The 13,997-nt window shown below is 69.6% G+C and carries 11 protein-coding genes; all 11 read right to left on the bottom strand.

Annotated elements, in window-relative coordinates; translation table 11 throughout:
- Position 1: 1 nt before the first annotated feature.
- The 11 genes from RDV84_RS19480 to RDV84_RS19530 all read right to left on the bottom strand — a co-directional run bounded on the left by RDV84_RS19480 (position 2) and on the right by RDV84_RS19530 (position 13,935).
- Positions 2-1,942 carry a type VI secretion system Vgr family protein gene (locus RDV84_RS19480; RefSeq protein ID WP_078995362.1) on the bottom strand — a complete coding sequence of 647 codons (1,941 nt, stop codon included), beginning with the start codon at positions 1,940-1,942 and terminating at the stop codon, positions 2-4.
- 94 nt (positions 1,943-2,036) lie between these two features.
- The gene (locus tag RDV84_RS19485; RefSeq protein WP_057947652.1) at positions 2,037-3,074 is read right to left on the bottom strand and encodes a hypothetical protein; all 1,038 of its coding nucleotides are present in this window, start codon (positions 3,072-3,074) and stop codon (positions 2,037-2,039) included.
- Positions 3,075-3,133: 59 nt separating this feature from the next.
- Positions 3,134-5,890: a type VI secretion system ATPase TssH gene (tssH, locus tag RDV84_RS19490; RefSeq protein WP_309151289.1), complete on the bottom strand. Its 2,757-nt coding sequence runs from the start codon at positions 5,888-5,890 to the stop codon at positions 3,134-3,136.
- Positions 5,891-5,915: 25 nt separating this feature from the next.
- A complete protein-coding gene (gene tssG, locus RDV84_RS19495) occupies positions 5,916-6,968 on the bottom strand; it encodes a type VI secretion system baseplate subunit TssG (protein WP_309151290.1) in 1,053 nt (350 codons plus the stop codon).
- Entirely contained in the window at positions 6,932-8,812 is a 1,881-nt protein-coding gene (tssF, locus tag RDV84_RS19500) for a type VI secretion system baseplate subunit TssF (RefSeq protein WP_309151291.1), read from the bottom strand. The genes tssG and tssF overlap by 37 nt, the downstream gene beginning before the upstream one ends.
- A gap of 2 nt (positions 8,813-8,814) precedes the next feature.
- Positions 8,815-9,318 (bottom strand): type VI secretion system baseplate subunit TssE, encoded by a 504-nt coding sequence (gene tssE / locus RDV84_RS19505; protein WP_078995358.1) that lies wholly within the window; start codon positions 9,316-9,318, stop codon positions 8,815-8,817.
- Positions 9,306-10,148 (bottom strand): type VI secretion system accessory protein TagJ, encoded by an 843-nt coding sequence (locus RDV84_RS19510; protein ID WP_057947648.1) that lies wholly within the window; start codon positions 10,146-10,148, stop codon positions 9,306-9,308. Before RDV84_RS19510 ends, tssE begins: the two co-directional genes overlap by 13 nt.
- A 70-nt stretch (positions 10,149-10,218) precedes the next feature.
- Positions 10,219-10,722 carry an Hcp family type VI secretion system effector gene (locus RDV84_RS19515; RefSeq protein WP_057947647.1) on the bottom strand — a complete coding sequence of 168 codons (504 nt, stop codon included), beginning with the start codon at positions 10,720-10,722 and terminating at the stop codon, positions 10,219-10,221.
- 105 nt (positions 10,723-10,827) lie between these two features.
- Positions 10,828-12,342 carry a type VI secretion system contractile sheath large subunit gene (gene tssC / locus RDV84_RS19520; RefSeq protein ID WP_057947646.1) on the bottom strand — a complete coding sequence of 505 codons (1,515 nt, stop codon included), beginning with the start codon at positions 12,340-12,342 and terminating at the stop codon, positions 10,828-10,830.
- 10 nt (positions 12,343-12,352) lie between these two features.
- The gene (tssB, locus tag RDV84_RS19525) at positions 12,353-12,856 is read right to left on the bottom strand and encodes a type VI secretion system contractile sheath small subunit (protein WP_057947645.1); all 504 of its coding nucleotides are present in this window, start codon (positions 12,854-12,856) and stop codon (positions 12,353-12,355) included.
- 542 nt (positions 12,857-13,398) lie between these two features.
- Positions 13,399-13,935, bottom strand: a complete 537-nt coding sequence (locus tag RDV84_RS19530; protein WP_057947644.1) for a DUF3011 domain-containing protein — start codon at positions 13,933-13,935, stop codon at positions 13,399-13,401.
- Between the last annotated feature and the right edge of the window lie 62 nt (positions 13,936-13,997).

Consider the following 13,997-nt stretch of genomic DNA (forward strand, 5'->3'; position numbering starts at 1 on the left):
CTCATGCCAGCAAGGGCGGCGAGCCCTTGAGGATGGCCGGGCCGGTGGCCTGCAGCAGCAAGGTGGCGTTGGCGCGCACCGTGGCGACCGCGTTGGACTGCACCATCACCGCGCCGTTGGCCATCACCGTGAACGCCGTGCCGCTCTTGATGTCGACCGCGGCGCCGGCGACCACGTTGAAGCCGATCCGCGCGTCGAAGGTCAAACGGGTGCCGCTGATCGATATCTCGCCGCTGCGCTTCATCACCAGCCGCGCCGCGCCGGTGACCAGCTCGATCTCGTTGCCGGCCTCGATGCGCAGCTTGCGGCCGACCTTGAGGGTGTCGTCGCGGCCGACGGTCCATTCGCGGTTGCGGCCGATCTCGCCGGTCTCGTCGCGCTTGGTGTCGACCAGGTGGTCGTTCTCGGATTCGTGGCGCATGTCGCGCTGCGCGTGCAGCAGCAGTTCTTCCTTGCCCTTGCGGTCCTCGAAGCTGATTTCGTTGTAGTCCTCCGGCCCGCCGCGCGGATGGCTGCGGCTGCGCACGCCGCTGCGGGTGCGCTGCGCCGGCAGCGGATACGGCGGCATATGGTCGGCGTTGTAGACGCTGCCGATGATCAGCGGCCGGTCCGGATTGCCTTCCAGGAAGCTCACCACCACTTCCTGGCCGACGCGCGGGATGTGCACCGCGCCCCAGCGCCGCCCGGCCCAATACGAGGCCACCCGCACCGGACAGGAGCAGTCCGCGCGCCGCTTGCCCGGCGGGCTCCAGAAGAAGTCCACCTCGACCCGGCCGTACTGGTCGACCTCGATGTCCTCCGGCGTCTTGCCGTGCACCACCGCGGTCTGCAACCCGGCGATGCGCGGCCACGGCGTGGTCTGCGCGGTGCGGAACGGCTGGCGGCTGCGCAAGGCCGAGAACGTGCAGAAGTACGGCTCGCAGGTGGCGCTTTCGCCGGATACGTAGTCGACCTCGACCAGTACGGTCTCGGCCTGCACCACCAGGTATTCCTGGTTGTACTCGGCCAGCGGAAAATCCTTGAGCTTGAACAGCGCGCCGACCGCCAGACCGCAGGCGTCGGTCTGTCCGCTGAACCGCGCCTGCGGTACGTTCAGCGCTTCCGCGCGCACCTGGGCGTAGCGCCGGCCGACCGCGAGGTCTTCGTAGGCGCCGGGATAGTCGAACACGTCGAGCTCGCCGACGCTGCCGCCGCAGGCCTCGGCCGGCTCCTCGGCGACCTGCAGCGAAGCGCGCGGCTTGAGGTAGTCGTAGTCGTTCAGGCGCACGCGCTTGCTGTGCGCGCTGCGGCCCAGGTTCCAGTCGGTGATCGAATCCTTCATCCGGCTGCCCTTCTGTCCCGGCGGGCAGTACGGCACCCGCGCGAACGGCGCGTTGGCGCTGTGCGCGCCGAGCGCGTCGGCCAGGACCATGGTGTGGGTGCTGGCGGTGTGGGTGAAGTAGTAGTAGATGCCCTCCTGCTCCATCAGCCGGCTGATGAAGTCGAAGTCGCTCTCGCGGTACTGCACGCAGTACTCGCGCGCCTTGTAGCTGCCGGTGAGGCTGAGCTTGACGTCGGTGTAGCCGGCCTCCGACAGCAGCAGCCGGACCAGCTCGGGCACGCTCTTGTTCTTGAAGATGCGGCAGTCGCGGCGTTGGGTCAGCAGCCAGGGCTTGGGCACCAGCACCAGCGCATAGACGGCGTAGCGCAAGTCCTTGATGTATTCGAAACCGGTCTGCTCGACCTCGCTGACGATGCCGTGGTAATGGCGCACGTAGCCCTTGGGCGTGGTCACTTTGACCGACATCGCCATGCCCAGCATCGCCTTGAGGTCCAGCGCCGGCGAGCGGCTGATCGCTTCCAGCTCGAAGGTATAGAGGCGCCCGAGCTGCTCGCGCGCGCGCATGCGGGCGAAGCGCAGCTTGTCGCCCAGCGGGGACTGCAAGGTGATGGCGTGGGCCATGGTCGGTGCTCTCGGCGAAGGGGGCGTTCGGTGCGAGGGTCGGGCTGGGAACGACGGGCGTCGGCGTCAGGTTCGCGGCATCGAGCCCGCGGCCTCAGGCGGTCGGCCGCGAGCTGCGGTGCGGCACGTGCGCGCGCAGGTAGTCCTTGGCCGCCTTGGCCTTGGACTTGAGGAAGAAATCCTTCTTGACGTGGGTCTTGGCCGGCTGGGCGCGGCCGCTGACGCCTTCCAGCTGCAGATTGGAGCGATCGACCAGGTCGCGCGCGTAGCGCACGGTCGGCTCGATCTTGCTCTCGTACATCTGCTCGACCTGGGTCATCCAGTTGGGCAGGCCGATGTCGGCGACGAACAGATTGGCCACGCTCGAGGTATCGGCGCTGATCAGCAGGTAGCAGCCCAGGATCGGGCATTCCTCGAACACCTTGATGCTGAGGTCGCCCGGATTCTGCAGCCAGCGGTTGCCGGCCTTCATCTGCTTGATGTCCATGCCGATCACGGTCAGCTTGAGCAGCCAGTCGGCGATGAAGGTGGCGATGCCCGGGCCGAGCGTGGTCGCGGTGCCCATGTCGATGAACACGCCGGCCACCTTGGTGCCGAAGCCGACGGTCTGGTTGGCCCAGTCGATGCCGCCGACGTACAGCTCGCGCTTGATGATCTGCTGGACCGAGTCCACCGCCGCCTGCGGGGTGCCGTCGCGGAAGCCGGAGCGGAAATCGCCGGCCTTGATCCGGTACAGGTGGTGGGCGTCGGTGATCACCTGCTTGGACGCCTTGGCCCAGTTGATCGTGGTGTAGACCAGGCCGACCCAGGGAATGATTTCCTTGAGCAACTGGCCGGCCGATTCCTGGCCGAGCGCGGCGACCAGTTCGTTGAAATTGCCGACCCCGGCGGCGTCGGCGGCGAAGGCCTGCGCCGCTTCCTGGATCTTCGGCAGCATCGCCTCGGTGACCTTCTCCTGGATCATCCCCTGGAATTCGTAGATGCCGGTGGCCATGCCGTGCCAGTTGCCCTTGGCGTAGCTGAACTTGCCGAACTTCAGCTGGGTGCCGTTGAAGGTCTGGAACATCAGCTCGCGGCGCGACTTGGCGATCGCGTTGAGGGCGAGGAACTCTTCCCTGCTCAGGTTGCTCATGGCGGGTCTCGGTAGTGGGATCGGTGGCGTGGGGACGGGAGTGGACGGACGGCGGCGGCTCAGTCGATCTCGACGCTGAGTTCGGCGCCGTCGGCGCCGATGCGGATGCTGCGCGGCGGCGGCAGCTCGGCGTCGCGTTCGAGCAGGCGCCGGCTGATCGTCGGCAACAGCGCGTGGGTGAGGATGGAATCGATCATGCGGCCGCCGGATTCGGACTCGGTGCAGCGCTGCACCACCAGTGCGATGACGTCCTCGCCGTAGCGGAACTGCGCGCGGTAGCGCGCGGCCACGCGCTGGGCGATGCGCTCGAGCTGCAGCCGGGCGATGCGCGCCAGCAGCGCGTCGCCGAGCGGGTAATAGGCGATGGTGACCAGGCGGCCGAGCAGCGCCGGCGGGAACACCTTCAGCAACGGCGCGCGCAACGCCTGGCCCAGCGCGTCCGGATCCGGGGTCAGGTCCGGGTCCGCGCACAGACTGGTCAGCAGTTCGGTGCCGGCGTTGGTGGTCAGCAGGATCAGCGTGTTGCGGAAGTCGATGCGGCGGCCCTCGCCATCCTCCATCCAGCCCTTGTCGAACACCTGGAAGAAGATCTCGTGCACGTCCGGATGCGCCTTCTCGACCTCGTCGAGCAGCACCACCGAGTACGGGCGCCGGCGCACCGCTTCGGTCAGCACCCCTCCCTCGCCGTAGCCGACGTAGCCCGGCGGCGCGCCCTTGAGCGTGGCCACGCTGTGCGGCTCCTGGAACTCGCTCATGTTGATGGTGATCAGGTTCTGCTCGCCGCCGTAGAGGGTCTCGGCCAGCGCCAGCGCGGTCTCGGTCTTGCCGACGCCGGAGGTGCCGGCGAGCAGGAACACGCCGACCGGCTTGTCGGGGTTGTCGAGGCCGGCGCGCGAGGTCTGGATGCGCCGGGCGATGGCCTCCATCGCATGGTCCTGGCCGACCACGCGCCGGCCCAGCAGCGCCGGCAGTTCCAGCACCGTGCGCACCTCGTCGCGGGCCATGCGCCCAAGCGGAATGCCGGTCCAGTCGGCGACCACCGAAGCCACCGCCTGGTAGTCCACGCTCGGCAGCACCAGCGGGCGCTCGCCTTGCAGCGCCGACAGTTCGGCCTGCAGGGCGCGCAGTTGGTCCAGCAGCGACGGCGCGCCGGGGTCGGCCGGCGCGTGCGCCTCGCCGTCGCCGCGGATCGGCGTTTCAGCGTCTGCGAGTTCCTCGTCCGCCGCTGCGTCGTCTGCCGGCTCGGCGTGCGCCATCGCGGTCGCGCCGGCTTCGCTCGCGGCGACCGCTTCGCCGAGTCGGGCGCGCAGCGCCAGGATGCGCTCGACCAGGGCCTTTTCCGCCGCCCAGCCCTGCTGCAAGCGTTGCTCGTTCTCACGCAGGTCGGCGAGCTCCGTGCCGACCCGGCCGGCGCGCTCGGCCACGTCCACGCCGATGCGGCCCTCGCGTTCGACCATCGTCTGTTCGGTCTCCAGCACGGCGATGCGCTTGCGCGCGTCGTCGAGTTGCGGCGGCACCGCGTGATGGCTGATCGCCACCCGCGCGCAGGCGGTGTCGAGCAGGCTCACCGACTTGTCCGGCAGCTGCCGCGCCGGGATGTAGCGATGCGACAGCCGCACCGCCGCTTCCAGCGCCTCGTCGAGGATCTGCACGCGGTGGTGCTGCTCCATCGCCGCGGCCACGCCGCGCATCATCGCCACCGCGCGCGCCTCGGCCGGCTCTTCGATCTTGATCGGCTGGAAGCGCCGGGTCAGCGCCGGGTCTTTCTCGATATGGCGCTTGTACTCGGCCCAGGTGGTCGCGCCGATGGTGCGCAGGTTGCCGCGCGCCAGCGCCGGCTTGAGCAGGTTGGCGGCATCGCCGGTGCCGGCCGCGCCGCCGGCGCCGACCAGGGTGTGGGCTTCGTCGATGAACAAGACGATCGGCCGCACCGACGCCTGGACCCGGTCGATGACCTGGCGCAGCCGGTTTTCGAACTCGCCCTTGACGCTGGCGCCGGCTTGCAGCAAACCCACGTCGAGCACGCGCAGCTCGACCTCGCGCAGCGCCGGCGGCACGTCGCCCTCGGCGATGCGCAACGCGAAGCCCTCGACCACCGCGGTCTTGCCGACGCCGGCCTCGCCGACCAGCATCGGATTGTTCTGCCGGCGGCGCATCAGGATGTCGACCAGCTGGCGGATCTCCTCGTCGCGGCCGACCACCGGGTCGATGCTGCCGGCGCGGGCCTGCGCGGTCAGGTCGACGGTGAAACGCGCCAGCGCATCGTCGCCGCCGGCGACGGCGCCCTGCCCCGGCGCGGCCTCGGCCGGCGTCGCGGCGACGTCCAGCGCGTCGTCTTCGGGCGAGCCGGCGACGATGCGTTCGAGTTCGTCGGTCAACGCTTCGGTGCGCAGCGCGGCGAACTCGGGCGACAGCGCCAGCAGCGCGTTGCGCAGGCCGCGGGTCTGCGCGATCGCCACCAGCAGGTCGCCGCTGCGCACGCGCTGGCGACCGTAGCGCAGGCTGCAGTACAGCCAGGCCCGCTCCACGGTCTCCTCGACGTGCGCGGAAAGATCGAAGTGCGCGCCGCCGCCGCTGCGCGGCAGCCGGTCCAGCGCCTGGGTCAGGTCGCGCGCCAGCCGCGCCGGCTCGATGCCGAAGTGGCGCACGATCCGATGCACGTCGCCGTCCTGCAATTGCAGCAGCTGGTACAGCCAGTGCGACAGCTCCACCTCGGGGTTGCCGCGCAGTTTGCAGAACACGGTCGCCGACTCGATGCTCTGGTACGCGATCTTGTTGAGCTTGCCGAACAATGCGGCGCGGCTGATGTTGGCCATGGCGGTTCCCGTTGCGGAAGTGGGTTCAGGCGTTGAGGGCGGGGTGCAGGACCAGGTCGTCGGCGTGCTCGGGCTTGCGGTAATCGCCCATCCACAGCGATTGGCCCATGCGCTGCGACTTGCCCAGCCGCGGCGGCGGCACCTGGCTGCGGTCGAGCACCAGTTGCAGGTCCCACAGGTATTCGTCGCCGCAGTAATGGCGCACCAGCGCGACCAGCTCGCGCAGCGCGCGCCCGCCGGGCAGGAACTCGCGGTAGCGCGGCAGGTCCAGCGGCCCGATGCGCAGGCGGAAGCGGTGCTGGGCGTTGCGGAACTTGGCGCCCATCGTCGCTTCCTGGCCCAGCCGCGCGGCTTGCCGGCCCATGCCGAGGCGGCCGTCCGGCGGCAGGTCCAGCCAGTCGGCGAAGAACGACTGCACCGTCAGCGGCACGTCGAACAAGGTCCGGATCGCCGCCTGCAATCCTTCGGCATTGCGCGCCTGCGCGGCGAAGCGTCCGGCGAAGTAACGGCGCACGTCCGGCGCCAGCGCATCGCGTTCGCGCAGCGCCGGCTGGCCGACCCCGACCAGCGCATCGACGTGGCCGCCGAAGCGGTCCTGGTCGGGTCGGTCGGCGTGCACGGTCGGCCGCGCATCGGCCCAACTGCGGTACCACAGCGCGATCATGCGGTGATGGAACAGATCGGCGAACGCGGCCAGGGTCGGGTCCTGGTCCATGCGTTCGCGCTCGATCGCGTACTCGGTCAGGTGCAGCGGCAGCGCGCCTTGCGGGCCGAACAGGCCGAGCGGAAACGTGCGCAGCCGCGGCGCGCGTCCGCCGCCGGTTTCGTCGAGGGCGTCGACGCTGCGCGGGGCGAAGTCCAGGCTGGCGCGCTGGCCCAGCCGCACCGGCTCGTCCTGCGGGCGCGCGGCCTGGCCCAGGCGCGGGTGCTGCGGGTACGCGCACTCGATCCGGCGCAGCGCCTCGAACAGTTCGAAGTCCTGCGGCCGCTCGCGCAGCGCCCGCAACAGGCGCGCGGCGTCCGCCGACGCCGCCCCGCGGGCTACAGGATCGGTCGGTTTCCGAGCCTTGCGGGCCATCGGTCCACCTCGTTGCGTTCGAGCGTGCGCAGCACGGTCTCGGTGAAGGAATTCATCGATGCCTGGCGGGCGAAGAAATGCCGCAGCACCGACGCCAGCAGGTACGCGCCCTGGCCTTCGAAGGCGGCGTCGTCGCAGGTCAGGGTGATCTCCAGTCCGCGGCCGTACGTGGCCGGCCCCGGCAGCGGCAGCCGGCGCACGATCGGGCGCGAGGCGACCCGGCGGATGCCTTCGACCTGGCGCCGCGCGGCGCTGTCGTGCGGGTCGTGGTACAGGGTCAGCATCTCGCGGATCGCGCTGGCGCCGTCCTCGCCGTCGTCGAGCAGCGACAGGTAGTTGAGCTGCAGGTGGCTGATCAGGCGCCAGCGCGAATCGCCGGCGGCGACCGCGGCGCGCGGCCGGGTCGGCCCGGCGACGCAGCGCGCCGCGCCGATCGCGGCGGCGTCGTCGAGCAGGAAATCGGTGCTGGCCTTGCCGACCGGCATGTGCAGCGGCAGGTCGCGGTTGGTGCACAGCATCTGCAGGCCGAGCTGGCGCAGATCGTGCGCGTACGGCGCCTGCTCGCCGTCGACCAGGGCGATGAAGGTCTCGCTGCCGACGTAGCTGGAACGCGCGCCGTTGTGCTTCTGCCCCTGCGACAGCCGGCGCGGATGCCGGCGCAGCGCATAGAACGCCGAGCGCCGCTCGTGCCAGCTGCGCCCCTGCGCGGCGTAGAACGGCTCGAAACGCTGCAACGGCTCGTTGGCGTCGCCGTAGCCCTCGACCTGGGCGACGCTGTAGACCTCGAAATCCATCGGCCGGGTGCGGTCGGCGAGCAGGTGGTGCTCGGACACGCCCTGGCGCAGGTGGATGCGGTCGCCGCGCTTGGGGAACAGGTTGATCGCCGGGGTGCAGTACAGGCGGAAGTTGTCGGCGCCGACCGCGTTGTCGAGCCGCTCGGCGACGCGGTCGAACAGCACCACGATCTCGAACCCCAGGCAGGACGCGCGCGGCAACAGCTCGGACAGGCCGGAGAATTCGGCGAACAGGAACCGCTCCGGACAGGCGAAATATTCCTGCAGCAGCCGATAGCCGCTGAACGAGCGCTCGCTGCGCGGCAGCAAGGCCTGCGCATCGTCGAAGCCGACCTCGCCGATGCGCTCGGGTCCGAACGTGCGGCTGAGGTAGCTGCCGTTGGGGCCGGCCGCGGCGCGCACCACGAAGCCGGTCGCGTGCGCGTGCAGTTGTTCGTACAGGCAGCCCGACTGGCCGTCGGCGCCGGCGATGAACAGCGGCAGCCGGTCCAGGTTGAGCATGTCCACGCTGAGCCCGGGCTCGACCGCGAAACTCAGGCGCAGGCCGGCCTTGACCCCGGCGTCGGCGGCGATGCCTATCGCCGCCAGCGCCGCCGGCGAGGCCAGATAGGCCGCATCGGTCAGGCGCAGCGGATACAGCACCACCTCGTGCGCGGTGCGGTATTCGCACGGCGTGCGCTCGCCGTGGCCGAGCAGCGAGTGCAGCGCGGTATCGCGCGGCAGGTGGTGGCCGGCCGGGTCGATGCCCTCGCCCGCCTCGGGATGCAACTGCACCACCGCCATCGACGGCAGCGGCGCGAGAAAATGCGGGTACAGCATCTCCAGCAGGTGCGCGGCGAACACCGGCTGCTGCGCTTCCAGCTCCAGCTGCACGCGCGCGGCCATGAACGCGAAGCCTTCCAGCAGGCGCTCGACGTACGGGTCGGCGCACTCGATGCCGCTCATGCCCAGGCGCCCGGCGACCTTGGGGTAGTCGCGGGCGAACTCCGCGCCCATCTCGCGCAGGTGCTGCAGCTCGCGGTTGTAGTGATGGAGCAGGCGCGGGTCCATGGTCAGCGCTCGCCCTCCACCAGGCTGAAACGCCCGGTTTCCAGGTCGACCTCGGTGCGCAGGTACAGGCTCAGCGGGATCGGCTGCGCCCACATCTCCGACTCGATCACGAACGACAGCGCCAGGTGGTCGCTGCGCTGCGGGTCCACGCGCGCGGTCACCTGCAGGCCCGAGGCCAGCAGGCGCGGTTCGAACGCCAGGATCGCGGCCTGGATGCGGCTTTGCAGCGCGCTCACGTCCAGGCCTTCGAGCAAGGTGCCGGCCAGGTCGGGAATGCCGTAGTTCAGTACGCTTGCGGCGACGTAGGGATGCGCCTCGAGCGCTTCGTCGGACCAGTGCCGGGTGCAGTTGAGCAGCCACGACAGGTCGCGGACGATGCATTGGCGCAGTTTCGCCGCGGTGATCGCGCGGGCGTCGCGGCTTTCGACGATCTCGTGCCGGTTCTCGTCGATGAGCCGGTCCAGCAACGAGGGTTGCAGCCGTTCCTGCTGGCTCAGCTCGGCCATGCGGCGGCCTCGCCCGGCGGCGGATCGAAGCGGATGCGGCGGATCTCCAGCAGCGGATGCTCGCCGCGGTCGCTGAGCAGCATGCGCTGGCCGAGTCCGCGCGCGGCGGCGGCGTCGCCGCTCCAGTCGGTGCGCCGGCCCAGGCGCAGGGCGATGTGCTCGCTGTGTTCGCTGCCCGGATAGCGGCACGGCACCAGCCCGGCGACCGCGTCGCCGTTGCGCCACACCAGCGTGGCCGGTTGCCACAGCAGGTCGCGCAGGCTCACCGGCGCGTCCAGCACCACCTCGCTCAACTGCGCGAACGCGATCCAGGCATAGCCGGTTTCCAACACCACTTCCAGGCACGGCCCGAAGCGCGGATCGGCATCGCACAGCCACTGGAAGGCGACGCCGTCGATCTCGCCGGCGGCGGCTTCGGCCTGGGCCAGCGCCACCTCGCGCCGCTGCGCGGCCTCGGCGGCGAGCCCCTGGCTGTCCTGGCGCAGCGCCAGCAGCAGGTCGTGCTGCCACTGGCCGGCCTGGCCCAGCAGCAGCGGCATCATCTGCCCGGACATCACCTGCTCGCGTTCGAGCTCGGCGTCGAGCACGCGCGAGTAGGCCGCGGCGAGATCGCCGTGGCCGGCGTCGAGCCGCGCCGACAATTGCAGTTGCTCGCGCGCCCGGCTCCACTGGCCGGACGCGGCGAGCAGTTGGAACAGGCCGATGCGCAGCTCCGCATCGGCCGGATGCTGCTTCGCCCATTCCATCGCCGAACGCAACGCCAGGTCGAACTCGCCTCGCTTGAGCAGGCTGGAACACTCTTGCTGGGACTGCGAAACGGTACGGATCATGGCGCGGTCGGCTCTGGAATGGACGAGGCGGCGGAACCCGGATCGCGGCGCGGACGCCGCGACGCGCGGATCAGGACTTCTTGACTTCCTGCATCGAGAAGGTGAAGTCCTTGGTGCCGCCCTGCTTCTTGCCCTTGTCGTCCTGCGGCTGGAAGGCGTACTTGAACTTGCCGAAATGCAGGGTGATGTTCTCGGTCAGGCGTTCTTCGCCGCCGCTGCCGCCGGTGGAAACCGCGGTCACCATGACGCCGTCGCTGAGCTCGATGGTCAGGAAGTCGGTCTGCTCGCCGGTGGCGTTGGTCACGTACAGCGTGGCGTTCTCCACGCGCGCGCCGGTGCAGCAGGCGTTGAGCAGCGCGTTGGAGCACGAGTCGATGTACTTGGTGATCGAGATGTCCTGCACGTTGGCCTTGCCGCCGGCGGCGTAGCCGGCGCCGGTGTGCAGGTTGCCGGTGTTGCTGGTGCCCCACGACCAGGCCAGGATCGGCACCTCGTCCTTGTGCTTGGAATGATTGGACGCGCCCTTGATCTCGACGTCGCCCGGACCGAACTTCAGATGCATGTCGTATGCCACGGCCTATCTCCGTTTCAGCGGTTCTGGGAAAAGCCGGGAGCGTCGGAGCGGCCTGCGCCGCGCCGTTCGCGCCCGGAGTTGCTTGGCTGGGATTGCGTTGGGGGGTTACTTGGCTTGCGCGGACGGCAGGCGGGAGACCAGGCGCAGCGACACGGTCAGGCCTTCGAGCTGGTAATGCGGGCGCAGGAAGAACTTGGAGGTGTAGTAGCCCGGGTTGCCCTCGACTTCCTCCACCTGCACCTCGGCCGCGGCCAGCGGCTTGCGCGCCTTGGCTTCCTCGCTGGAGTTGGCCGGGTCGCCGTCGACGTAGTTCATGACCCAGTCGGTCAGCCAGCTCTGCACCTGTTCGCGGGTGCTGAACGAGCCGATCTTGTCGCGCGCGATGCACTTCAGGTAATGGGCGAAGCGCGAGCACGCGAACATGTACGGCAGGCGCGCGCTCAACGCCGCGTTGGCGGTGGCGTCGGGGTCGTCGTACTCCTCCGGCCGGCCCAGCGACTGCGCGCCGATGAACGCGGCCATGTCGCTGTTCTTGCGGTGCACCAGCGGCATCAGGCCCATCTTGTCGAGCTCGGCCGAGCGGCGGTCGGTGATCGCGATCTCGGTCGGGCACTTCATGTCCACGCCGCCGTCGTCGGTCGGGAAGGTGTGCGCCGGCAGGCCTTCGACCGCGCCGCCGGACTCGACGCCGCGGATGCGCGTGCACCAGCCGTAGAGCTTGAACGAACGGTTGACGTTGACCGCCATCGCGTAAGCGGCGTTCTGCCAGGTGTAGCGCGAGGAATCGGCGCCTTCGGTGTCCTCTTCGAAGTCGAACTCCTCGACCGGCTCGGTGCGCGCGCCGTACGGCAGGCGCGAGAGCGTGCGCGGCATCGCCAGCGCGAGGTACTTGGCGTCGTCGCTGCCGCGCAGCGAACGCCAGGCGGCGTAGTCCGGGGTGGTGAAGATCTTGGCCAGGTCGCGCGGGTTCGACAGCTCGCCCCAGCTCTCCATGCCCATCAGGCTCGGCGAGGCCGCGCCGATGAACGGCGCGTGCGCGGCGGCGGCGATCTGGCCGATGCCGCGCAACATTTCCACGTCCTGCGGACTGTGGTCGAAGTAGTAATCGCCGATCAGACAGCCGTAAGGCTCGCCGCCGAGCTGGCCGTACTCTTCTTCGTAGACCTTCTTGAACACCGGGCTCTGGTCCCAGGCGACGCCCTTGAAGCGCTTGAGGTTCTTGCCGAGTTCGGCCTTGGAGACGTTGAGCACGCGGATCTTCAGCAGCGTGTCGGTCTCGGTGTTGGTGACCAGGTAATGCAGGCCGCGCCAGGCGCCTTCCATCTTCTGGAACTGGGCGTTGTGCATCACAAGGTTGAGCTGCTCGCTGAGCTTGCGGTCGATCTCGGCGATGTAGGCGCTCAGGGTCTGGGTGACGTCGGCGCTGATGATGTCGCTGCGTTCGAGCACCTGCTCGGCGAGCGTGCGCACCGCCGAGCGGACTTCCTCGCCGGCGCGCTCGTTGCGCGGGCGGAACTCGCGCGCGAGCAGCGCGGAGAAATCGTTGATCGACGGCGCGTCTACCGACGGCGCGGTTTCGAGCGCTTCGGCGGTGGCGACGGCTTTCTGGGTAGTGGCCATGATCGTCGCCTCACTCGCGCTCGGGGTTGGGCGTGCTGGCCAGGGCGCGCAGCAGGGCCGGGTCGCGGATGGTGTCGGCGATCAGGCGCTCGGCGCCGGCCTTGCCGTCCAGGTAGGTGCTCAGGTTGGACAGCTGAGTGCGCGCCTCCAGCAGCTTGGCCATCGGCTCGATCCGCTTGACCACTTCGGCCGGGGAGAAATCCTCCAGCCGCTCGAAGGTCAGGTCCACCGCCAATTCGCCTTCGCCGGTAAGCGTGTTGGGCACGCTGATCTGCACCCGCGGCTTCATCGCGCGCATGCGGCTGTCGAAGTTGTCGACGTCGATCTCCAGCGCCTTGCGCTCTTCGATCGGCGGCAGGTCGACGGAGTTGGCGCCGGACAGGTCCGACAGCACGCCCATTACGAACGGCACCTGGACCTTCTTCTGCGCGCCGTAGATTTCGACGTCGTACTCGATCTGCACGCGCGGGGCGCGGTTTCTTGCAATGAACTTCTGGCTGTTCTGAACGGACATGCCGCCTCCGGGGTTGCTCAGACAAGTGAGCTCCGCCGTCGTGCGTCGAACCAGCCGACCGGCGAGCCCGGTCTGTTTACCCGCGGGCGGCGCCGGCGCGGAAATCGATATTCGGTATAGGACCCATCGCCGTGGGTGATTCCGTTATGCGTGGTTCTTTGTGCAATGCAATTCGCATTTTTATAGCGAATTCTTCGTCATGCCGGGCTTTACATTCGTTGCTTCGGCCGGCATAAGCGGCACTTCGCTACGGCCCGGCATCGCGCATCGCGGACTGTGACCCAGGTACGCAAGCCCGCCGGCGCTGCGTGAGGGTATGCGTAGACAGAACCGGTGCGTCGCGGCTGCGGTTGCGGTGCAGTTGCCCGGCGTCGCCGAAGCAGGCGCGGCGATGCGACCGGCGGCGCCTCCTTGCGATGGACGCCGCCGCCTTCGATGGATGAACGGGCGCGATCGGCGCCCGCCCGTATCCCTTGGCGCTGCCAGCCGGCCCGCCCCACCGGCTGTTCGCGCGGATGCGCGCGCGATCGCGCCGCAGCGGATCAATCGATCCGGAATTGCCCGCGGCAGCCGTTGCTGACCCACACGCCGTTGCGGTCCCAGCCCCAGCTCTGGCCTTCGATGCACGGTGAATTGGAGTTCTGCCGGACCAGGCGCGCGCCGCGGCGCACGCTGGCATTGCAGCGGTTGAGACGCTCCTTGTTGGAATCGCAGCTCAGGACCTGGCCGCCGCCGCGATCGCCCCAACCTGCTCCGCTCTGGCCCCAGCCGCTGCCGCCCCGGCCGCCGCGACCGATCTCGAAGTCGGCGCGGCAGCCCTGCGACACCCACACGCCGCGGCGATCGTAGCCCCAACTGCTGCCCTGCACGCACGAGGAATTCGACAGCTGCCGGCTCAGGCGCACGCCGCCGCGCGTATCGGCCTGGCAGTAGCGTTGGCGGCCGCCGTCGGATTCGCAGCGGATCGTGTCGCCGCCGCCGTAGCCGCCGTGGCTGCCGTATTGCGGCGCGGCCTCGGCTTGCGCGCACAGTGCCAGGCCGGCGGCCAGGGCCAGGCCGGAAGCGATGCGTACGTACATGTGTTTCTCCTTGTCGAATGTTTCGTAGTCGGGGGAACCGTGAACCGACGGACGCCGCGGGC

Origin of the sequence: Lysobacter yananisis, assembly GCF_031199375.1 — a bacterium.
Classification (GTDB): domain Bacteria; phylum Pseudomonadota; class Gammaproteobacteria; order Xanthomonadales; family Xanthomonadaceae; genus Lysobacter; species Lysobacter yananisis.

What these genes read in the sequence shown, in the direction of transcription:
- RDV84_RS19485 (WP_057947652.1), bottom strand. Translation starts at nt 3,074, where the DNA reads ATGAGCAACCTGAGCAGGGAAGAGTTCCTCGCCCTCAACGCGATCGCC.
- RDV84_RS19510 (WP_057947648.1), bottom strand. Translation starts at nt 10,148, where the DNA reads ATGATCCGTACCGTTTCGCAGTCCCAGCAAGAGTGTTCCAGCCTGCTC.
- tssF (WP_309151291.1), bottom strand. Translation starts at nt 8,812, where the DNA reads ATGGACCCGCGCCTGCTCCATCACTACAACCGCGAGCTGCAGCACCTG.
- RDV84_RS19480 (WP_078995362.1), bottom strand. Translation starts at nt 1,942, where the DNA reads ATGGCCCACGCCATCACCTTGCAGTCCCCGCTGGGCGACAAGCTGCGC.
- tssH (WP_309151289.1), bottom strand. Translation starts at nt 5,890, where the DNA reads ATGGCCAACATCAGCCGCGCCGCATTGTTCGGCAAGCTCAACAAGATC.
- tssE (WP_078995358.1), bottom strand. Translation starts at nt 9,318, where the DNA reads ATGGCCGAGCTGAGCCAGCAGGAACGGCTGCAACCCTCGTTGCTGGAC.
- tssC (WP_057947646.1), bottom strand. Translation starts at nt 12,342, where the DNA reads ATGGCCACTACCCAGAAAGCCGTCGCCACCGCCGAAGCGCTCGAAACC.
- tssB (WP_057947645.1), bottom strand. Translation starts at nt 12,856, where the DNA reads ATGTCCGTTCAGAACAGCCAGAAGTTCATTGCAAGAAACCGCGCCCCG.
- RDV84_RS19530 (WP_057947644.1), bottom strand. Translation starts at nt 13,935, where the DNA reads ATGTACGTACGCATCGCTTCCGGCCTGGCCCTGGCCGCCGGCCTGGCA.
- tssG (WP_309151290.1), bottom strand. Translation starts at nt 6,968, where the DNA reads ATGGCCCGCAAGGCTCGGAAACCGACCGATCCTGTAGCCCGCGGGGCG.